General features: G+C 67.1%; 21 protein-coding genes. 7 read left to right on the forward strand and 14 right to left on the reverse strand.

Annotation, left to right across the window (positions count from 1 at the left end; translation table 11 throughout):
- Positions 1 to 161: 161 nt before the first annotated feature.
- From PSA7680_RS04615 to cysG, 6 genes are all read right to left on the reverse strand, one after another.
- Positions 162 to 1,010, reverse strand: coding sequence for a ferredoxin--NADP reductase (locus tag PSA7680_RS04615; RefSeq protein ID WP_085867488.1), 849 nt, complete (start codon positions 1,008 to 1,010; stop codon positions 162 to 164).
- A gap of 76 nt (positions 1,011 to 1,086) precedes the next feature.
- Positions 1,087 to 1,506: a DUF934 domain-containing protein gene (locus tag PSA7680_RS04620; RefSeq protein WP_085867489.1), complete on the reverse strand. Its 420-nt coding sequence runs from the start codon at positions 1,504 to 1,506 to the stop codon at positions 1,087 to 1,089.
- The gene (locus PSA7680_RS04625) at positions 1,503 to 2,258 is read right to left on the reverse strand and encodes a phosphoadenylyl-sulfate reductase (protein WP_085867490.1); all 756 of its coding nucleotides are present in this window, start codon (positions 2,256 to 2,258) and stop codon (positions 1,503 to 1,505) included. The genes PSA7680_RS04620 and PSA7680_RS04625 overlap by 4 nt, the downstream gene beginning before the upstream one ends.
- Positions 2,248 to 3,918 (reverse strand): nitrite/sulfite reductase, encoded by a 1,671-nt coding sequence (locus tag PSA7680_RS04630; protein WP_085867491.1) that lies wholly within the window; start codon positions 3,916 to 3,918, stop codon positions 2,248 to 2,250. The genes PSA7680_RS04625 and PSA7680_RS04630 overlap by 11 nt, the downstream gene beginning before the upstream one ends.
- Complete coding sequence (locus PSA7680_RS04635) at positions 3,918 to 4,226, reverse strand: DUF2849 domain-containing protein (protein WP_085867492.1); 309 nt, start codon at positions 4,224 to 4,226, stop codon at positions 3,918 to 3,920. The genes PSA7680_RS04630 and PSA7680_RS04635 overlap by 1 nt, the downstream gene beginning before the upstream one ends.
- The gene (cysG, locus tag PSA7680_RS04640) at positions 4,226 to 5,623 is read right to left on the reverse strand and encodes a siroheme synthase CysG (protein ID WP_085867529.1); all 1,398 of its coding nucleotides are present in this window, start codon (positions 5,621 to 5,623) and stop codon (positions 4,226 to 4,228) included. Before cysG ends, PSA7680_RS04635 begins: the two co-directional genes overlap by 1 nt.
- 142 nt (positions 5,624 to 5,765) lie before the next feature.
- Between cysG and PSA7680_RS04645 the strand changes: the two genes are divergently transcribed.
- The gene (locus PSA7680_RS04645) at positions 5,766 to 6,227 is read left to right on the forward strand and encodes an Lrp/AsnC family transcriptional regulator (protein ID WP_085867493.1); all 462 of its coding nucleotides are present in this window, start codon (positions 5,766 to 5,768) and stop codon (positions 6,225 to 6,227) included.
- A 97-nt stretch (positions 6,228 to 6,324) separates the two neighbouring features.
- On the opposite strand, the gene PSA7680_RS04650 is transcribed toward PSA7680_RS04645, so the two are convergent.
- The gene (locus PSA7680_RS04650; protein WP_085867494.1) at positions 6,325 to 7,497 is read right to left on the reverse strand and encodes a cytochrome P450; all 1,173 of its coding nucleotides are present in this window, start codon (positions 7,495 to 7,497) and stop codon (positions 6,325 to 6,327) included.
- Between the two features lie 91 nt (positions 7,498 to 7,588).
- Between PSA7680_RS04650 and PSA7680_RS04655 the strand changes: the two genes are divergently transcribed.
- The 5 genes from PSA7680_RS04655 to PSA7680_RS04675 all read left to right on the forward strand — a co-directional run bounded on the left by PSA7680_RS04655 (position 7,589) and on the right by PSA7680_RS04675 (position 14,017).
- On the forward strand, positions 7,589 to 9,376 hold the full coding sequence (locus PSA7680_RS04655) for a sensor histidine kinase (RefSeq protein ID WP_085867495.1): 1,788 nt from the start codon (positions 7,589 to 7,591) through the stop codon (positions 9,374 to 9,376).
- Entirely contained in the window at positions 9,373 to 10,596 is a 1,224-nt protein-coding gene (locus PSA7680_RS04660) for a sigma-54-dependent transcriptional regulator (protein ID WP_085867496.1), read from the forward strand. The genes PSA7680_RS04655 and PSA7680_RS04660 overlap by 4 nt, the downstream gene beginning before the upstream one ends.
- Positions 10,597 to 10,868: 272 nt before the next feature.
- Positions 10,869 to 11,876: a DctP family TRAP transporter solute-binding subunit gene (locus tag PSA7680_RS04665; RefSeq protein WP_085867497.1), complete on the forward strand. Its 1,008-nt coding sequence runs from the start codon at positions 10,869 to 10,871 to the stop codon at positions 11,874 to 11,876.
- A 93-nt stretch (positions 11,877 to 11,969) separates the two neighbouring features.
- On the forward strand, positions 11,970 to 12,641 hold the full coding sequence (locus PSA7680_RS04670) for a TRAP transporter small permease (protein ID WP_085867498.1): 672 nt from the start codon (positions 11,970 to 11,972) through the stop codon (positions 12,639 to 12,641).
- Positions 12,641 to 14,017 (forward strand): TRAP transporter large permease, encoded by a 1,377-nt coding sequence (locus PSA7680_RS04675; protein ID WP_085867499.1) that lies wholly within the window; start codon positions 12,641 to 12,643, stop codon positions 14,015 to 14,017. Before PSA7680_RS04670 ends, PSA7680_RS04675 begins: the two co-directional genes overlap by 1 nt.
- 150 nt (positions 14,018 to 14,167) lie before the next feature.
- Here PSA7680_RS04675 and tpiA read toward each other — a convergent pair whose 3' ends face one another.
- From tpiA to PSA7680_RS04700, 5 genes are all read right to left on the reverse strand, one after another.
- A complete protein-coding gene (gene tpiA, locus PSA7680_RS04680) occupies positions 14,168 to 14,917 on the reverse strand; it encodes a triose-phosphate isomerase (RefSeq protein WP_085867500.1) in 750 nt (249 codons plus the stop codon).
- A gap of 63 nt (positions 14,918 to 14,980) precedes the next feature.
- Positions 14,981 to 15,367 carry a HesB/IscA family protein gene (locus PSA7680_RS04685; RefSeq protein ID WP_085867501.1) on the reverse strand — a complete coding sequence of 129 codons (387 nt, stop codon included), beginning with the start codon at positions 15,365 to 15,367 and terminating at the stop codon, positions 14,981 to 14,983.
- Positions 15,368 to 15,402: 35 nt separating this feature from the next.
- The gene (locus PSA7680_RS04690; protein ID WP_176244078.1) at positions 15,403 to 16,125 is read right to left on the reverse strand and encodes a DUF3307 domain-containing protein; all 723 of its coding nucleotides are present in this window, start codon (positions 16,123 to 16,125) and stop codon (positions 15,403 to 15,405) included.
- A gap of 139 nt (positions 16,126 to 16,264) precedes the next feature.
- Positions 16,265 to 16,894 carry a hypothetical protein gene (locus tag PSA7680_RS04695; protein WP_085867503.1) on the reverse strand — a complete coding sequence of 210 codons (630 nt, stop codon included), beginning with the start codon at positions 16,892 to 16,894 and terminating at the stop codon, positions 16,265 to 16,267.
- A gap of 57 nt (positions 16,895 to 16,951) precedes the next feature.
- Positions 16,952 to 17,314 (reverse strand): SUF system Fe-S cluster assembly protein, encoded by a 363-nt coding sequence (locus PSA7680_RS04700; RefSeq protein ID WP_085867504.1) that lies wholly within the window; start codon positions 17,312 to 17,314, stop codon positions 16,952 to 16,954.
- Between the two features lie 151 nt (positions 17,315 to 17,465).
- Here PSA7680_RS04700 and tgt point away from each other — a divergent pair, with 151 nt between their 5' ends.
- Positions 17,466 to 18,593 (forward strand): tRNA guanosine(34) transglycosylase Tgt, encoded by a 1,128-nt coding sequence (gene tgt, locus PSA7680_RS04705; protein WP_085867505.1) that lies wholly within the window; start codon positions 17,466 to 17,468, stop codon positions 18,591 to 18,593.
- 55 nt (positions 18,594 to 18,648) lie between these two features.
- Here tgt and PSA7680_RS04710 read toward each other — a convergent pair whose 3' ends face one another.
- Together PSA7680_RS04710 and PSA7680_RS04715 are read right to left on the reverse strand one after the other, a co-directional pair.
- Complete coding sequence (locus PSA7680_RS04710) at positions 18,649 to 19,293, reverse strand: DUF1638 domain-containing protein (RefSeq protein WP_085867506.1); 645 nt, start codon at positions 19,291 to 19,293, stop codon at positions 18,649 to 18,651.
- Entirely contained in the window at positions 19,274 to 19,495 is a 222-nt protein-coding gene (locus tag PSA7680_RS04715; RefSeq protein ID WP_085867507.1) for a hypothetical protein, read from the reverse strand. Before PSA7680_RS04715 ends, PSA7680_RS04710 begins: the two co-directional genes overlap by 20 nt.
- Positions 19,496 to 19,505 lie beyond the last annotated feature (10 nt).

Consider the following 19,505-nt stretch of genomic DNA (forward strand, 5'->3'; position numbering starts at 1 on the left):
GAGACATGCAAACGCCGCCCCGGGGCTGACCCGCGGGCGGCGTTTTCATGTCTGGGTTTCATGTCTTGGGGGCGAGGCTGGCCGCCGGGCCGGGTGGGGGCGCTGCCCCCATCGCGCCGGCGCGCGATTCCCCCGAGGTATTTGACGCGAGAGGAAGGGGCTCAGTCGAGGAAGGCCTTTTCCACCACGTAATGGGCCGGCTTGGAGTTGGCGCCCTCTTCGAGGCCGTAGCCTTCGAGCAGCTCCTTGATGTCGAGGTTGAAGGCGAGGTTGCCGCAGACCATGGCGCGATCGCTTTCGGGGTTGATCGGCTCCACGCCGAGATCGCGGAAGACTTCGCCGGAGCGCATCAGATCGGTGATGCGGCCCATCTTGGGGCTCTCTTCGCGGGTCGTCGTGGGGTAGTAGCGGATCTTGTCGGCGAAGCCTTCGCTGATCAGTTCGGCGAGAAGCTCGTCGTTGCGGATCTCTTCGATCAGCCGGCGGCCGTATTCCAGCTCTCCCACCTCGCGGCAGGTGTGGGTGATGATGACCTCGTCGTAATCCTCGTAGGTCTGCGGATCGCGCAGCAGCGAGGCGAAGGGGGCGAAGCCGGTGCCGGTGGCGAAGAACCAGATGCGCTTGCCGGGCAGCAGCGCGTCATGGACCAGCGTGCCCACGGGTTTGGGGCGCAGGATGATCTGATCGCCCGGCTTGATGTGCTGCAGCTTGGAGGTCAGCGGGCCGTCGGGCACCTTGATCGAGTAGAACTCGAGCTCTTCGTCCCAGCTGGGGGAGGCGATGGAATAGGCGCGCAGCAGCGGCTTCTGCTTGCCGGTCTTGGGGTCGGGATCGCCCATCAGGCCGATCATCACGAATTCGCCGGAGCGGAAGCGCAGCGAGGCCGGCCGCGTGCAGCGGAAGGAGAAGAGCCTGTCGGTCCAGTGCTTGACCTCGGTCACGGTCTGGGCGTCGGGCAGGGCGGGAACGGCTTTTGCGGGAGCGTCTTTCACGGGGGTCTGATCTGTCATGCGGTTTCAGCGGGGAGAATCCCCCGCCCTCTGTCTGGCTGTGTCTAGAAGATGAGTCGGGAAATGGCGATGCGGCCTAGGCCCGCAGGCGGGCCTGGTAGTCGTTGGCCTGCCAATCGGCGCGGAACAGCCATTCGGCCTCGGGCTGGCGGGCGGCGAGTTCCTCGCTGATCTCCACCTCGTCGAAGCCCACGCGGCGGGCCATGGCGTATTGATCGGAGATCACGTGGCCCCTGGCGCGCAGCCGGCCCTGGAAGCCCATCTGGCGCAGCCGCTTGGCGATGGTGAAGCCGCGGCCGTCGGCGAAGGAGGGGAAATCGACGCGGATCATGTCGATGTCCTGCAGACGGCCTGCGAGCGCGGCCGGATCGCTGTCGGAGGCGAGATCGACGGCGATGGCCGGGGCGGCGTCATTGGCGGGCAGATCGGCCAGCGGGATGAAGCCCGCCGTCCAGTCCTCGGTGGTGAATCCGGTATCGGTTACGATGACACTCATTGCGTTGCTCCTTGCGGCCGCGGGCCGCGCACCATGCGGCCATCGACGAAATGGATGCCGCACTCGGTTTTCTCTGTATGGCGCCAGCGACCGGCGCGCTCGTCTTCGCCGGCTTCCACGGGCGAGGTGCAGGGGGCACAGCCGATGGAAGGGTAGCCCTTGGACACCAGCGGGTGCCGGGGCAGGCGGTTTTCGTCCATGTATTCGCGCACGGCCTCTTTCGTCCAGTGGGCCAGCGGGTTGACCTTGATCCGCTTGCCGGCCTCGTTCTCGAAGAAATCGAGGGCGGCGCGCTGGCCGGACTGGAAGCGCTTGCGCCCGGTGATCCAGGCGTCGAACCCTTCGAGAGCGGCATTCAGCGGCGCCGTCTTGCGCAGGGCGCAGCAGGCGTCCGGATCGGATTGGTGCAGCAGGCCGTCGTTGTCCTTCAGGAAGACCTCGTTGCGGTCCGGGCGGATCACCCGCACGTCCGTCAAGCGCAGCCGTTCGGCCACGTCCTGCTGGTAGGAGAGCGTCTCGGGGAAAAGCATCTCGGTATCGAGAAACAGCACCGGCGTGTTGCGGTCCATCAGCGAGATCATGTGCAGCAGCACGACGGATTCGGCACCGAAGGAGGAGACGAGCGCCACCTTGCCGACCTGGCTGTCGTTGAGCGCGCGCTCCAGCACGGCGGTGGCGCTGTGGTGGCGGTAGCGGTCGTTCAGGGCGTTGACCCGGGTCTGGACCGGGCCGAGGGGGGTATCAAGCGGCATTTTTCGTCTTTGCCTCCGGATAAAGGACCGCCTTGAAGGGCTCGGCGCCCAGGCGGCGGTAGGCTTGCAGGAAGGTCTCTTCCGGGCTTTCGCGCAGGTCGAGATAGCCGAGCACGAGGCGCTCGATGGCCGGGACGATCTCGTCGTAGGCGAAACCGGGGCCGGCGCGCTCGCCGATGGCGGCGTTTTCGCTGCCGTCGCCGCCCAGCGTGATCTGGTAGTTCTCCACGCCGGCGCGATCGAGCCCGAGGATGCCGATGTGGCCCATGTGGTGATGGCCGCAGGCGTTGATGCAGCCGGAGATCTTGATCTTCAGCTCGCCGATCTCGTGTTCCAGCTTCAGCTCGTCGAAGCGGGTGGCGATCTGCTGGGCCACCGGGATGGAGCGGGCCGTGGCAAGTGCGCAGTAGTCCATGCCGGGGCAGGCGATGATGTCGGAGACGAGCCCGATGTTGGCCGTGGCCAGCCCCACCGCTTTCAGGCGGGCGTGGATGGCGGGCAGGTGGCTCTTGTGCACATGGGGCAGGATCACGTTCTGCTCGTGGCTGATGCGCAGCTCGTCATGGGCGAACGCCTCGGCGAGATCGGCCATCACGCGCATCTGCTCGCTGGTGGCGTCGCCCGGGGTCTGGCCGTGCTTCTTGAGCGAGATCGTGGCGATCGCGTAGTCCGGGTTCGTGTGTGCGCTCAGGTTGGTGTCGGCCCAGCTGCGGAAGACGGGATCGTTTTCGTAAGCGGTTTCAAAGGCATCGAGCGGCGCCTTCACGTAGTCCGGTTCCGGGAAATGGGCGCGGATCTCTTCGAGCAGTTCCTGGTCGTAGCCCGAGAACGTGGGGCGGATCAGGGCGAACTGCTCGTCCACTAGGGCGCGGATGGTGTCGATCCCGTTTTCATGCACGGTGATCTTGATGCGGGCCTTGTACTTGTTGTCGCGGCGGCCGAGCGTGTTGTAGACCGTCAGCACGGCTTCCACGTAGGGCAGCAGATCCTCGCGCGGCAGGAAGGGGTGCAGCACCTTGCCGATCATCGGGGTGCGGCCGAGGCCACCGCCCACGAGAATCTCGTAGCCGGTTTCGCCGGCGTCGTTCCTCACGATGCGCACGGCCAGATCGTGGGCTTTCAGCACCGCGCGGTCATGCTCGGAGGCCCCCACGGCGATTTTGAACTTGCGGCCCAGGAACTGGAATTCCGGGTGATCGGTGGACCATTGGCGCAGCAGTTCGGCCACGGGGCGCGGATCCTCGATTTCGTCCACGGCGGCGCCGGCGAAGTGATCGGAAGTCACGTTGCGGATGGTGTTGCCCGAGGTCTGGTTGGCGTGCATCTCAACGTCGGCCAGCGCGTCGAGCATGTCCGGCACATCCGTCAGGCGAGGCCAGTTGAACTGGATGTTCTGGCGGGTGGTGAAATGGCCGTAGCCGCGATCCCATTTGTCGGCGATGTAGGCGAGCTGGCGCATCTGGCGCGCATTGAGCGTGCCGTAGGGGATGGCCACGCGCAGCATGTAGGCGTGCAGCTGCAGGTAGAGCCCGTTCATCAGGCGCAGCGGCTTGAACTCGTCTTCCGTCAGGTTCCCGGCGACGCGGCGCTCCACCTGCTTGCGGAACTGCGCGGTGCGGGCGCGGATGAAGGCTTCGTCGAAGTCGTTGTACTTGTACATCAGGCTTGCTCCGCTGCTTCTTGCTTGCCGTGGAAATAGTTGGAGGGGCCGGTGGCGCGGAACGCCTCGCGGAAATGCGCCGGCACCGGGCCGGTTTCACCCGGCTCCGCATCGGCGAGGTAGGCCCCCACCACGCGGCCGGTCTGCGCGGCGGCGAAGGAGAGGCGCTCGTCGGCCTCCTCGGGGATCGTGAACAGCGCCGCCTCGGAGAGCTTGCGCGTCCAGGTGCCGTCGTCGGTCAGGTAAACGACGTCGCCTTCGATCAGGTCGTTGGCGGTCACGACTTTGGGCGTGAACTTGCGGGCCATCAGGCGAATTCCTTCTTCTTCAGTGTCTCGGTGGCGGCCAGGGCCGCGCGCGGCGCGAGGCCGTAAAAGGTGAGGGCCGGGCCGGTGACATCGGCGGCGGCCAGATCCTGCGGCAGGGCCGACAGCGTGGTGGCGATCACCCGCTGCGCGGGCTGCGAAATGTTCTCGATGACGGTGACGGGGGTGTCACCGGAGGCGCCGTGCATCAGCAGCCGGCCCTGCAGGAAGCGCGCGGCGCGCTTGCCCATGTAGATGGCGGCCACTTCGCCGGGCCGGGCCAGCGCGGCCCAGTCCTGCTCGGCGAAGCCTTCCATGTCGTGGCCCGTAAGCAGGCGCACGGAAGCGTTGCGGCCCCGCTGCGTCAGGCTCTGGCCGATGGCGGCCACCCCGGCGGAGGCCGCGGTGATGCCCGGCACGATGCGGTAGGAGAGGCCGGCCTTGGTGACGGCCTCGAGCTCTTCGTCCAGCCGCCCGAAGACGGTGGCATCGCCGGATTTCAGCCGCACGACCTGGGCGCCCGCGGATGCATGGGCCACGATCAGCGCGTTGATCTCGGACTGCGGCATGGAGGCGCCGAAGCCCGTCTTGCCGGTTTCGATGATGGTGGCTTCGCGGCGGGCCAGTTCGAGGATTTCGGCCGGCACGAGGCGGTCGTGCAGCACGACGTCGGCCGCGTCCAGCGCCTTGCGGGCCTTCAGGGTGAGCAGTTCGGGATCGCCGGGGCCGGCGCCCACGAAATCCACGTGGCCCTTGCGGGTGGTCGCGGCGAGATGCGCCTCCAGCAGGCCTTCAAGCGCGGCCTGCGCGCCATCTTCCCCGGCCTCTTCCAGCGCCGCAGGGCCGGCGCCGAAGTAGTAGTCGGCCCAGAAATCGCGGCGCCTGCGGCCGAAGGGCAGGCTTTCCACGCGGGCGCGGAAGGCCTTGCCGATGCGCGCCAGAGCGCCGAGGCGCGCCGGGAGGGCGGCTTCCAGATCGCGCTTGATGGCGCGCGCCAGGACGGGCGCGGCGCCTTCGGTGCCGATGGCGACGGTCACCGGGTCGCGGTCCACGATGGCGGGCGTGATGAAGGCGCTGGCGTCGAGGTTGTCCACGATGTTGACGAGGGCGCCGTCGGCTTGTGCGAGCTTCGCCACGCGGGCGTCCTCGGCGTCATCCTCGTTGGCGGCGTAGAAAAGCGCCGCGCAGAGCGCATCGCCGGCTTCCAGCGGGCGGCGGATCAGGGTAAGGCGGCCCTCCGCGGCCCAGGCCTCGATCTCGGGCGCCGGGGTGGCGGCGAAGACGCTGATCCGGCCCTCGGTCTTGAGCAGCAGGCGCAGCTTGGCCAGCGCAGCCGCACCCCCGCCCGAAAGGACGATGCGGCGGCCCGAAACGGCCAGGAAGATCGGAAAATGCTGCACGGGGGCACTCACTGTTTGGGTTTCTGCGGTGCAATATAGGATATTTTCCCGATATTTGGCCATTGGCGCTTGCGAATAAGGATGAATGTTCCGATATTGCGCGGCGAGAAAGCACATATTCCAAAATTTCGGGGAAAACAGGATGTCCGTCCGGCTGGATGAAATTGACAGGAAAATTCTTGGCGAGCTGCAGCGCGATGCGAGCCAGTCACTGGATGAAATCGCGCGGAAGGTCGGCTCCTCCAAGACGCCGGTGTGGAACCGGATCCGCAAGCTGAAGGAGGGCGGAATCATCCGCCAGCAGACGGTGTTTCTGGACGCGGAGGCGCTTGGGTTCGAGGCCTGTTTCTTCGTGCTGATCCGCACCAGCGAGCATGAGGCGGAGTGGCAGCAGAAGTTCCTGAAAGCGCTGAAGGAACGCCCCGAGGTGCAGGAGGCGCACCGGCTGGCGGGCGACATCGACTACATCCTGAAAGTGCGGGTGAAGAATGCGCGCGCTTACGATGAGTTCTACCAGGCGCTGATCAGCGAGGTGCGGATCTATAACGTGACCGCGCTTCTTTCGATGGAAGAGCTGAAATCGACGACGATGCTGCCGCTGTAGCTAAGAGATGAGGGCAGCGCCCGACCCGGGGTGGGTGCTGAAAGCGCCCGCCCATGGGGCGGGTCGGGCGCTGCCCGGCGTGCCGCCGGGCGAGGTGTTAGATTTCGACCCGCAGCGATTTCAGCCCATGGAAGTGATAGACATTCGCGTATTCCGGCGGTGCCGCCAGCCGCAGGTCGGGGCAGCGTTCCCAGAGGATCGGCAGGGCGATCTGCAACTCCAGCCGCGCCAAGGGCGCGCCAACACAGAAATGCGCCCCCGCGCCGAAGCTCGTGTTGGCCACCAGCGGGCGGGCCGCATCGAAGCGCGCCGGATCCTGGTAGGCGGCAGGATCCCGGTTGGCGGCGGCCAGCAGGCAGGCGACCTGATCACCCGGCTGGATCACGTGGCCCGAAAGCTCCACCGGCTCATAGGCCCAGCGGGTGAACATGTGCAGCGGCGGATCGAAGCGCAGGATCTCCTCGGTGATCGCTTCTGCACTTTCAGTCGTGGGCACAACCCCTTCTTCCAGAAGGGTTTTCACGCCATTTCCGAGGGAGTGGACGGTGGCCTCGTGGCCGGCGTTCAGAAGCAGGATGCAGGTGGTGATCAACTCGTCGGTCGAGAGCGTCTCGCCGTCTTCCTCGGCGGCGATCAGGTGGCTGATCAGATCATCCGCAGGCCGCCCGCGCCGGGCCTCCACGTAGCCGCGCATGAAGTCCACGAAGGCTTCCGTGGCGGCCACGGCCTCGGCTTCGTCCGCCGCCGTGCGCCCGGCCTGGTACATCTTCACCATGGCGTTGGACCAGCGCAGCAGATCCTCCTTGCGCTCCTCCGGCACCCCCAAGAGCCGCGCGATGATGATCACCGGCACCTGCGTGGCATAGGCCGACAGAAGCTCCACCTCGCCGGGCGGAAAATCGTCGATCAGCTGATGGCACAGCGCCGCGATCTCCGGCCCCAGCGCCTTGATCCGGCGCGAGGTGAAGGCGCGCAGCACCAGCCGGCGCAGGCGGGTGTGGCGCGGAGCCTCGAGCTCCAGCATGGAGTGGGCTTCCACGTCGTAGAAGGGCTGCAGATGCTCCGGGATCGGGTTGCGCCGGCCTTCCGGCACCTCGCGCCCCAGCCGGCGGTCGCGCAGCAGCATGTTCACCGCCGCGTGGCCGGTGGCGCAGACCATGCCGTAATCTTCCCAGAAAAACAGATCGCCCCCGGCGCGGGTGCGCTCGTAGAACGGGTAGGGGTTCTGGACGAAATCGGGATCGGTGGGGGATTGGTGCAGGTGTTCCATCGGCCGCACTCAAGCCAAAGACGCTTCCCAATGCAAGCGGTGAAACGTAACCTGAGCGCCAACCCGAACGTGCGAGAGGCGTGGAGAAGAGATGTCGCGGCGGCCCATCGCCATCCTGTTGTTCATCCTGGCCGTGGCGCTGCTGTCGGGCGGGGTGTGGTGGGTGTCCTTCACCACGGCGCTGCAGCCGATCGCGGATCGCGGCCGGGCGGACCTTTCGCTGGCCGCCGACAGGCTGGTGGGCGAGTTGCAGCGCTTCCGGCAGGTGGCGGTGCTGCTGGCCGATCATCCGGACCTCGCCCCGCTGCTGGCGCAGGGGCAGGGGCAGGCCCGCGCGCGCTCGGTCCTGCTGCGCACCTCCGACAAGGTGGGCACGCTCGAAATCCTGCTCGCCGACGCCGAGGGCGCGGTTCTGGCCTCCTCCAGCGACGCTCCGACGGCCAGCGTGACGGGGCAGCCCCATTTCCAGCGCGCGATGCAGGGCGCGATCGGCAGCTACCACACCCGCCTGAACGAAACGGGGCAGCGGGTCTTCTCCTTCGCGGTGCCCGTTTTCGTGGGGGGCGAAGTGGCCGGCGCGGTGATCGTGGACGTGGACATGGAGGCGGTGGAGGAAAGCGACTGGCGCGGCGATCCGCAGGCGATCTACTTCACCGACGAGGCCGGGGTGGTCTTCGTTTCGAACCGCTCCGAGCTGCTGCTGCGTCGCCAGTCCGGCGCCGGGGCGTTGCCGCCGGCCGCGCTCGGCTACCTGCCCTCCACCCTGCAGCCGTTCTTTTCGCACCGTGCGTTGCGGATCGGCGATCTGGAGCTGTGGTTCGTGGATGCGGGCCGCTACATCCCGGCGCGGGCGCTGCATTTCTCCCAGCCGCTGCCGGTGATCGGGATGACGGGGGAGGTGCTCATCAGCACGGCGCAGGCCGAGCGCATCGCGGGGTTGCAGGCGGCCTTCGCCGCGGCCCTCAGCTTTGCCTTCGGGGCCTTGCTGTTCCTGGCGGCGGAGCGGCGGCGGGCGTTGAGCGAGAAGCTTGAGATCGAGGCGCGGGCCAATGCGGTTCTGGAGGCGCGCGTTGAGGCGCGCACGCGTGAACTTTCCGATGTAAACCGTTCCCTTAGAAGGGAAATCGCCGAGCGAGAAGAGGCGGAGGCCGCGCTGAAGAAGGCCCAGGCGGATCTGGTGCAGGCGGGCAAGCTGTCCGCGCTTGGCAAGATGAGCGCGGGGATCAGCCACGAGTTGAACCAGCCGCTGATGGCGATCCAGAATTTCGCCGCCAACGCCGAGACCTTCCTTGAGCGCGGCAACACCGAGGTGGCCGCGAGCAACCTGGCGCGGATCTCCGATCTCGCGCGGCGCATGGGCCGCATCATCAAGAACCTGCGCGCCTTCGCGCGCCAGGAAAGCGAGCCGATCAGCGATGTGGACATCGTTTCGGTGGTGGATGCGGCGCTCGAAGTGGCCCACGCCCGGCTGCACCAGCTCGGCGTCACGGTGGACTGGGCGCCGCCGCCGGCGCCGGTGAAGGTGCGCGGCGGGGAGGTGCGGTTGCAACAGGTGGTGCTCAACCTCGTCTCCAATGCCGCCGACGCGATGGAGCGCGCGCCCGAGAAGCGCCTGCTGATCGAACTGGCCCGCGAGGGCGGCAAGGTGCGGCTGACGGTGCGCGACACCGGCCCCGGGATCGACGATCCGGGCAAGATCTTCGATCCCTTCTACTCCACCAAGGAGGTGGGCCATTCCGAGGGCATGGGGCTGGGGCTTTCCATTTCCTACGGGCTGGTGCAGAGCTTCGGCGGCGAGATCCGGGGGCGCAACCACCCCGAGGGCGGGGCGGTGTTCACCGTGGAGCTGACGGCGAGCGGAATGGAGCAGGTGGCATGATAGAACGGGTTCTGCTGGTGGACGACGACGCCTCCGTGCGCGAAGCGCTCGGCCAGACGCTGGAACTGGCGGAGCTTCGGCCCACGCTGGCGGGCAGTTTCATCGAGGCGAAGGATCACATCGTGCCCGGTTTCGAAGGGGTGGTGATCTCCGACATCCGAATGCCCGGCAAGGATGGATTCGCCCTTCTGGAGCACGCACGCAAGGTGGATCCGGATCTGCCGGTGATCCTGCTCACCGGCGAGGGCGACATCCCGATGGCGGTGCGGGGGATCAGCGCCGGGGCCTTCGATTTCCTTGAAAAACCCTGCGCGCCCAAGGATTTGCTGGCCGTCGTCGAGAAGGCGATCAAGACGCGGGCTCTGGTGCTGGAGAACCGCCGTCTGCGCCAGCAGCTTCAGGCGGGCGATGCGGCCTCGCGGATGCTGTTCGGCGATTCCCCGCAGGCCGAGGATCTTCGGGCGCGGGTGCGCGCCGCCGCCGCCGCCAATGCCGAAGTTCTTGTGACGGGCGAGCACGGGGCCGGAACGTCCAAGGTCGCCGAGGTGATCCACCTGCTGTCGGACCGCGCGATGCGCCCCTTCCGCAAGCACGCGGCGGCCTCGCTGGGGCCGGCCGCGCTGAAGGAGGCCTTCACGGCGGCCGAGTCCGGCTCGCTCTTTCTCGACGAGATCGCGGCGCTGCCGGCGGACAGCCAGTTCACCCTGCTGGAGCTTCTGGACGAGCCGGAGGCGCCGCGGCTGATCGCCGGCACCTACAAGTCCCTGGCCGAGGAGGTGGCGGCCGGCCGGTTCAACCCCGATCTCTTCTACCGGCTGGACTTGCTGCGCGTGCGCATTCCGGCGCTGCGCGAGCGGCCCGAGGACATCCCGGTGCTTTTCCGGCACTACGTGGCGATCGCCTGCGAGCAGGCCGCGCTGCCGCTGCCCGAGATCCCGCAGGAACTGCTGTCGCGCCTGATGGCGCAGGACTGGCCCGGCAACGCGCGCGCCCTGATGAACGCCGCGATGCGCTTCGCCATGGGATTGGGGGACGAGGAAACCGAGGCCGACATGGGGCTGGCGGAGCGGATGGCAAAGGTCGAGCGCTCCTTCCTCGTGGAGGCGCTGCGGCGGGAGGCGGGCAACGCCACGGGCGCGGCGCGGGCGCTGAAACTGCCCCGCAAGACCTTCTACGACAAGCTCGCAAAACACGGGATTCGCCCCGAGGACTACCGGTAACGCTAACGGCGCGAATCGCGATTCGCCCGCACTGTGCGGAAATCCGCACAGTGCTCGGTGCTGCCTGTGTGGATTCCCGCCACTCCGCGCCGCGGCGTTTCGGATCAAGGATGTAGAAGTCGCGGCAAGATATTGTAAATAAATGCAAAATCACCCCAGCGCGATGCCGGGCATCTTTTTCTTGAGTGGCCACTTCCCGGCGCGCTTGATGGCATCAGCGCCTTCCCCGTCCGGGGAGGGCTGCCACCAGGATATCTTTGGGAGGAAAAAAGATGAAATTCCTGACTGCCGCCGCCGCTGCCGTGGCGCTGAGCTTCTCCGCCGGCGCCGTCGCCGCGTCCGACGCCTGCGATGACGGCGAGATCGTCGTCAAGTTCGCCCATGTGACGAACACCGACAAGCACCCCAAGGGCATCGCCGCTTCCCTGCTGGAGCAGCGCGTGAACGAGGAAATGAACGGCAAGATGTGCATGGAGGTCTTCCCGAACTCCACGCTCTATGACGACAACAAGGTGCTCGAAGCCATGCTTCAGGGCGACGTCCAGCTTGCCGCGCCCTCGCTGTCGAAGTTCGAGAAATTCACCAAGCAGTTCCGCATCTTCGATCTGCCGTTCATGTTCAAGAACGTCGCCGCCGTGGATGCCTTCCAGGCCTCCGAGGCCGGCCAGGCCATGAAGGACTCCATGCAGCGCCGCGGCCTGCAGGGGCTGGCCTTCTGGCACAACGGCATGAAGCAGATGAGCGCCAACAAGCCGCTGATCTCGCCCTCCGACGCCGCCGGCCTGAAGTTCCGCGTGCAGTCCTCCGACGTGCTCGTGGCGCAGATGGAAGCCATCGGCGGCAGCCCGCAGAAAATGGCCTTCTCCGAAGTCTACGGCGCGCTGCAGCAGGGCGTGGTGGACGGCCAGGAGAACACCTGGTCCAACATCTACGGCAAGAAGTTCTTCGAGGTGCAGGACGGCATCACCGAAACCAACCACGGCATCATCGACTACCTCGTGGTGACGAGCGTGGACTGGCTGGACAGCCTCGAGCCCGACGTGCGTGACCAGTTCCTGACCATCCTCGCCGAGGTCACCGAGGTGCGCAACGCCGAGGCCACCAAGGTCAACATGCAGGCCCGCCAGGCCATCATCGACGCCGGCGGCGTGGTGCGTGAACTGACCCCGGAACAGCGCCAGGAGTGGGTCGACGCGATGAAACCCGTCTGGGAGAAATTCGCCGCCGACGTGGGCCAGGAAAACATCGACGCCGCACAGGCGATCAACGCCGGCATGTAAGCCCGGCGGGCCCGGGCGCGCCTGCGCCCGGGCCACTCGCAGCCGCATGAGGGGCGGCTGCCAACCATCTTGAAAACAAGGGGAAATAGGGACATGCACCGGCATGCAAGCGAAAGCTTCATGGACCGGATCGAGGAGACCTTGATCGCGGTTCTGCTGGGCCTGATGACGGCGATTACCTTCGCCAACGTCGTTGCCCGCTATCTGTTCAACTCCAACATTCTCTGGGCGCTCGAGCTGACGGTCTTCCTGTTCGGCTGGCTGGTGCTGCTGGGGGCCTCCTACGCCGTCAAGAAGGGCTCGCACCTGGGGGTGGACGCGATCATCAACATGGTCTCGGAGCCGGCGCGCCGCCTGCTGGCGCTGATCGCCGCCGCCATCTGCATCACCTATGCCTTCCTGCTGCTGAAGGGCGGCTGGGATTACTGGGCCAACTTCGCCAACCTGCCCGGCACCGAGGGCCGCTGGTTCCCGCTCGGCTTCGAAGACAAGTTCCGCGGCAAGGGCTGGTACGAGGTGAACGACATTCCCATGCCCGAGGTGCTGCGCTGGATGGAAGGCGCCTTCAACGAGGGCGAGGAATACGAGAAGATCCCGCGGCTCATTCCCTATGCCGTGATGCCGCTGTCCATGGCGCTGCTGCTCTACCGCTTCTGCCAGGCCTTCTGGCAGGTCTGGACGGGCAGGATCGACCGGCTCGTGGCGAGCCATGAAGTGGAAGACGAACTCGAAGAGGTTCGCGAGCAGCTCGGGGAGCAAAACTGATGGAAGTCGTTCTGCTGTTTGTCATGGTGATCGGGCTGTTGCTGATCGGCGTCCCGATTGCCGTATCGCTGGGGTTCAGCTCCATCCTGTTCCTGCTCTGGTTCTCCGAATCCTCGATGGCCTCGGTCGCCCAGACGCTGTTCTCCGCCTTCGAAGGGCATTTCACGCTGCTGGCGATCCCCTTCTTCATCCTCGCCTCCTCCTTCATGACGACGGGCGGCGTGGCGCGGCGGATCATCCGCTTCTCCATCGCCTGCGTCGGGCACTTCCCCGGCGGGCTCGCCATCGCCGGCGTCTTCGCCTGCATGCTCTTCGCCGCGCTCTCCGGCTCCTCGCCGGCCACCGTGGTGGCCATCGGCTCCATCGTGATCGCCGGGATGCGCCAGGTGGGCTATTCGAAGGAATTCGCGGCGGGCGTGATCTGCAACGCCGGCACCCTCGGCATCCTGATCCCGCCCTCCATCGTGATGGTGGTCTATGCCGCCGCGGTGGAGGTCTCCGTCGGGCGCATGTTCCTGGCCGGCGTGATCCCGGGCCTGCTGGCCGGCTTCATGCTGATGGTCGCCATCTACGTCATGGCGCGGGTCAAGAACCTGCCCAAGGGCGAATGGCAGGGCTGGGGCGAGATCTTCCGCTCCGGTCGCGAAGCCGGCTGGGGGCTGTTCCTGATCGTGATCATCCTGGGCGGCATCTACGGGGGCATCTTCACCCCCACCGAAGCCGCCGCCGTGGCCGCCGTCTACGCCTTCCTGATCGCGAGCTTCGTCTACCGCGACATGGGCCCGCTGGCCGCGGGCGAGGGCACGGAGCGCTCCAGCCTGCTCAAGAAGCCCTGGGCGCTGGTGACGGCCTTCTTCCACGCCGACATGAAGCACACGCTCTTCGAGGCGGGCAAGCTCACCGTGACGCTGCTCTTTGTGATCGCCAACGCGCTGATCCTGAAGCACGTGCTGACCGACGAGCAGGTGCCGCAGCAGATCGCCGGCGCCATGCTCTCGGCGGGCTTCGGGCCGGTGATGTTCCTGATCGTGGTGAACGTGATCCTGCTGATCGGCGGCCAGTTCATGGAGCCCTCGGGCCTCTTGGTGATCGTCGCGCCGCTGGTGTTCCCGATCGCCATCGAACTGGGGATCGATCCGATCCACCTCGGGATCATCATGGTGGTGAACATGGAGATCGGGATGATCACGCCGCCGGTGGGGCTCAACCTCTTCGTCACCTCCGGCGTGGCCGGGATGCCGATGATGGCGGTGGTGCGCGCCGCGCTTCCCTTCCTCGCGGTGCTCTTCGTCTTCCTGATCATGGTCACCTACATCCCGTGGCTTTCGACCTTCCTGCCCAACACCTTCATGGGGCCGGAGATCATAACGAACTAGGCACCTGCCACGCGCCGAACGCGAAAGGCGGGCCCTGCGGCCCGCCTTTTTGATTCCGGCTCATTCTGGGCGCTGCCGCCCCACTTTGTTCTGAAAATATCCCCGCCGGAGGCCGCTTCCCGCGTGAAACGGGGGAAGCGTTCAGCGGGCTCAGGCCGCGGCCAGCGCCGAGATGATGGCGCCGAAATCCGCCGCCTTCAGCGAAGCGCCGCCCACGAGCGCACCGTCGACGTTCTCCACGGCGAAGATCTCGGCCGCGTTGGAGGGCTTCACCGAGCCGCCGTAGAGCAGGCGCACGGCGCTGCCGGCGGTCTCGCCGAAGCGCTGCACCAGGGCTTCGCGCAGGAAATCATGCACCTCGGCGATCTGGGGGATCGTCGGCACTTTCCCGGTGCCGATGGCCCAGACGGGCTCGTAGGCGACCACGAGCCGCGAGCCCGTGGCGCCGTTGGGCACGGAGCCTTCGAGCTGGGCGCCGATGACGGCGAGGGTCCGCCCCGCCTCGCGCTCGGCCTCGGTTTCGCCGATGCAGACGACGGCCGTCAGCCCGGCCGCCCAGGCGGCGGCTGTCTTGGCGCGCACGTCGGCGTCGGTTTCGCCGTGATCGGTGCGGCGTTCGGAATGGCCGAGGATCACGTGGCTGGCGCCGGCGTCCGCCAGCATGGCGGCCGAGACATCGCCCGTGTGCGCGCCGGAGTCGGCGGCGTGGCAGTCCTGGCCGCCGGTGGCGATGGGGCTGCCGGCGCAGGTGGCGCTCATGCGGTGCAGCAGCGTGGCCGGCGGGCAAAGCAGCACGTCGACCGCCTCACCGGGCAGGGCGGCCTTCAGGGCCTCGACCTCCGCCAGCGACGCGCCGGTTCCGTTCATTTTCCAATTGCCTGCCGCAAGTTTGCGCCGCATGGGCTGCCCTCCGCTGATGCTCAAATCTCTTTCGCGGGGAGCATGGCCATCAGCGGCGCAACGTCAAGCCGAACCTGCGCCGCGTTCCGCGCTGAGTTCGGAAACATCCTTGAACTTGATCGATTCCCCGCAGCCGCAGGCGTCGGCCACGTTGGGGTTGCGGAACTTGAACCCGGATTCGAGCAGGGAGACCTCGTAGTCGATCTCGGTGCCGAAAAGGAACATCTGCGCCATCGGGGCGATCATCACCCGCGCGCCGTCCTGTTCCACCACCTCGTCCATCGGGTCCACGGTGTCCACGTATTCCATGGTGTATTCCATGCCCGCGCAGCCGCCCTTCTTGACGCCGATGCGCAGGCCCTGCGATCCGTCCTTCTCCATCAGCCGGGAGATCTGTTTCACCGCTGCCGGTGTCATGGTGACGGCCTGTTTGCCGGGAATGCCGAACATGGAAATTTCCACCTGTTTCGCTCTGTCTTTCCTATCTAGGGCAGCAGCGCCCCGATCTCAAGCGGCGGCAGCAGATCCAGAAGCCCGCCGGTGGCCAGCGCCAGCACCAGCGCCCAGCCGAAACTCGCCAGCGTGCCGATGATCACGTATTCGCTGGCCTTGCGGTCCGCGGCGACGGTCGAGAACCGCAGGATGGATTTCGCCCCGATCAGCAGCGCGATGGAGCCAAGCTGCCCCGTGAGCACCAGGATGAAGATCAGCCCGCGCTCCAGCAGCCCGATGATCCGCCCCGCGCCGGGCAGCCCGTCGTCGGGCACCGCCGCGAGATAGGGCGCACAGAGCAGGCCCACCACGTAGCCGCCCACGACGATCGAGAGAATCGCCCCGCAGGCCAGGGCCATCAGACTCAGCACCTGTTCCGGCGTGTCGGCCCAGATGCCCGTGGCCCAGAGATCGGGCGCCAGCCTTGTGGCGATCACCAGCGTGGCCAGGTGGGCGGCCTGGTCCAGCGTGAAGGTGCGCAGGCCCTGCCGCGGCAGGCGCACCTTGACGAAATCGATCAGCAGATGGGCCAGCGCAACGGCGATCACGGTGGGATGGGCCAGCTGCCCGGTGGCCACCAGCGTGCAGATCAGCACGAGTGCGGCGTGCATCATCAGCACGTCGATGCGCCGTTTGTGGCGCACCATCCAGCCGGATTGCAGCAGGAAATCCGCCACGAGATGTCCGAGCAGAAGAGCGAGGAAGGTGGCCGTCATCCGACGTGTCCCCGAGTTGGGCGCGGGGCGCGACCCGACGTGATTGCACCCGTGGGAAGCGCTCCAAGGTGGTCGCTTCTTGCGTCGGAAAAAACAACCGATTTGGGTTGTAATTCTGAAATACAGCCGAATATGGTTGTCATGCACCGGTCTCCGGGGCTTCGAAGGCCTCAAGCGCGGCAAGCAGGCTGTCCGCATGGACCGCGCGCAGGGTTTTCTGCACGTTCTGCTGCGTTTGCCCGAGGGCATGGGCCAGTTCGTCCTGCGTGGGCGCCTCCGGGGCGAGCGCGGCCGTCAACACCCGCGCCTGCGCCGCCGTCCAGCCGCGCGCCAGCGCGTCGGCCAGCAGGAAGGCGGCCTGCGCGCCCGGTTGCACCGCTCCGGACAGCCCCAAGGCCTGCCGGCGTGCGAAGGCTTCGAGCCCACGGCCCGAGGCGATGAACGCGGGGCCTGCGGCGGCGGCGAGATCGCCGGAGGCGGGCAGGGTGCCGTCGCCGATGCCCGCGGAAATCCGCGTGGAAAGCCCGAGATCGGCCGCGCGCAGGGCGGCGCGCAGGCAGAGGCTCGCGCGCAGGGCAAGGGCGGGGCGCATCAGCACCATCTGCCAGCCATCCCCGCGCGCCCGGGTGAAACGGGTGGGGCTGCCCTGCCAGCCGGCAACGGACTGGGCTGCCTCGGACAGCACGCCCATGGCCGCATCCACCACATTCGGCGGGTGGTCGGTCGAACGGATCAGATCGCCCGTCAGAACGGCAATGGGATCAGGCAATTCAGGGCCTCCTGCTTTCGGCTCAGTCTCGCAAAAACAGGGGCTTACAGGCAAGCCTTACATGAAGCCGAGTTCGAGGCGCGCCTCGTCGCTCATCATTTCCATGCCCCAGGGCGGCTCCCAGGTGAGTTGCACGTTCACCTGCTTCACGCCGGGCAGCGGCTCCACCGCCTCGGCCACCCAGCCGGGCATCTCGCCGGCCACCGGGCAGCCCGGCGCGGTGAGGGTCATGATGATATCCACCTCGTTCTCGTCGTTGATCTCGATCGTGTAGACGAGGCCGAGATCGTAGATGTTGACCGGGATTTCCGGGTCGTAGACGGAACGGCAGGCCTCCACCACCGCTTCATGCAGCGGGTGATCCGTGGAAGACGGTTTGATGAGGGGGGTGCCTTCGAGCTGTTCGCCGGTCTGGTTCATGTCTGTCTCGCTGGGAATATCCGACAAAAGATATAGGGAACCCGCAGCCGAAGGTAAAGGCGGCGCCGGCACGTGCGGCCCGCGCGAAGCGCCGCACCCGCGCGCGGCTGCACGATTGCAAAGCCCCGCGCGGCGGAGTATCGGGAGCGCCATGACCAAGTTTTCCTTTGCCCTGCACAAGACCGATGGCGCCGCGCGCACCGGCGTGATCTCCACTCCGCGCGGCGAGATCCGCACGCCCGCCTTCATGCCCGTGGGCACGGCGGCCACGGTGAAGGCGATGATGCCCGAGAGCGTGCGCGCCACCGGCGCCGACATCCTTCTCGGCAACACCTACCACCTGATGCTGCGCCCCACGGCGGAGCGGATCGACCGCCTCGGCGGCCTGCACCGGTTCATGAACTGGGAGCGCCCGATCCTCACCGATTCCGGCGGTTTCCAGGTGATGAGCCTGTCGGATCTGCGCAAGCTCACCGAAGAGGGGGTGACCTTCCGCTCCCACATCGACGGCAGCAAGCATTTCCTCTCGCCCGAACGCTCGATGGAGATCCAGCGCCTGCTGGGCAGCGACATCGTGATGTGCTTCGACGAATGCCCGGCGCTGCCGGCGGACCGCAAGCGCATCGCGGAGTCGATGCGGCTGTCGATGCGGTGGGCGCAGCGCTCGCGCGACGCCTTCGGCGACCGCCCGGGCCATGCGCTCTTCGGCATCCAGCAGGGCGGGCTGGAACGCGACCTGCGCGAGGAAAGCGCGGAAGCGCTGAAGAGCATCGGTTTCGACGGCTACGCCATCGGCGGGCTGGCGGTGGGCGAAGGGCAGGAGGCGATGTTCGCCACGCTCGATTTCGCGCCCAGCCAGCTGCCGGAGGACAAGCCGCGCTACCTGATGGGCGTGGGCAAGCCCGATGACATCGTGGGCGCGGTGAAGCGCGGCGTGGACATGATGGACTGCGTGCTGCCCTCACGCTCGGGCCGCACCGGCCAGGCCTGGACGCGGCGCGGGCAGGTCAACATCAAGAACGTGCGCCACCAGGACGATCCTCGCCCGCTGGACGCGGACTGCAGCTGCCCCACCTGCCGCAACTACTCGCGCGCCTATCTCCACCACGTCTACCGCGCCAAGGAGATGATCTCGGGGATGCTGCTGACCTGGCACAACCTGCACTACTTCCAGGAGTTGATGCAGGGGATGCGCGATGCCATCGCCGCCGGGGAGTTCGCGCGCTTCGAGGCCGATTTCCATGCCCTGCGCGCCGAGGGTGACATCGAGCCTCTCTGAAGGTTTTCCTGCCTCCGGCGGGGATATTTTTCGTCAGAAGATGGAGCGTCGGTCCTCAGGCGCGGGCGGCGAGGGCCGTGGCCAGATCGCCGTAGCCGGTGAAGCGGCGCTCGAACGCGAGGCCGAGCCGTTCGGCGCAGGCGGCCGCCTTCTCGGTGAGGGCGGGGTCCTCCGTCTGGGCCTGGTAGACGAGCTTGGTGTAGTTGCCGAAATACATGTCGCGCAGCTCGGGGTGGCGATCCAGCCCCATCGGCTTCCAGACGAAGGCGTCGAACTGGCGCACGAGGAAATCGGTCAGGTAGAAGGCGGAGAACTCGTCTTCGGCGATCTCCGCGAAGCGCGCGTTGCCTTCGTAGAAGCTGTAGCAATGGGGGCCCTGCACCATCTGCACCCCCAGTTCGGCGCATTTGGCCTGCAGGAGCCCGCCGGTGCCGCAATCGGCGTAGACGACGAAGATCTCGTCGAAGTCCGCGCGGTGGCGGGCTACGGCCGCTTCCACCGCGCCGGGGATCTTCTCGGGCTGGATGTGGTAGATCGCCGGCAGGCAGGTGAGCACCATGTGATCCCAGCCGTTGGCCTCGATCAGGGCGAGGATCTCGCGTGCGAGCGCGCCGCAGGCCAGCAGCAGGATGCGGCCCTTCCGCGCGCCCGGCGCGAGCCCTTCGCGGGTGAGGATCTCGTCAGTCGGGGCGCCCGTCATCGCCGTCCTTCCGGGCGAAGAGCAGCAGCCGGGCCAGCAGGGCCACGGCGAGGAGGCCGCCCGCCGGCGCCACGCTGCGCAGCTGGCCCGAGGTGCCGTAGGCGATGCCGACGGTGGCCAGGGCCGCGAGGATCACGATCGCCAGCAGCGCCGCGAAGCGGGCCGTGGTGCGGGGCGAGGAGGGGGGCTTTGTCTGCGTCATGCATCACAGA

The sequence above is a fragment of the Pseudoruegeria aquimaris genome, assembly GCF_900172235.1.
GTDB lineage: Bacteria > Pseudomonadota > Alphaproteobacteria > Rhodobacterales > Rhodobacteraceae > Pseudoruegeria > Pseudoruegeria aquimaris.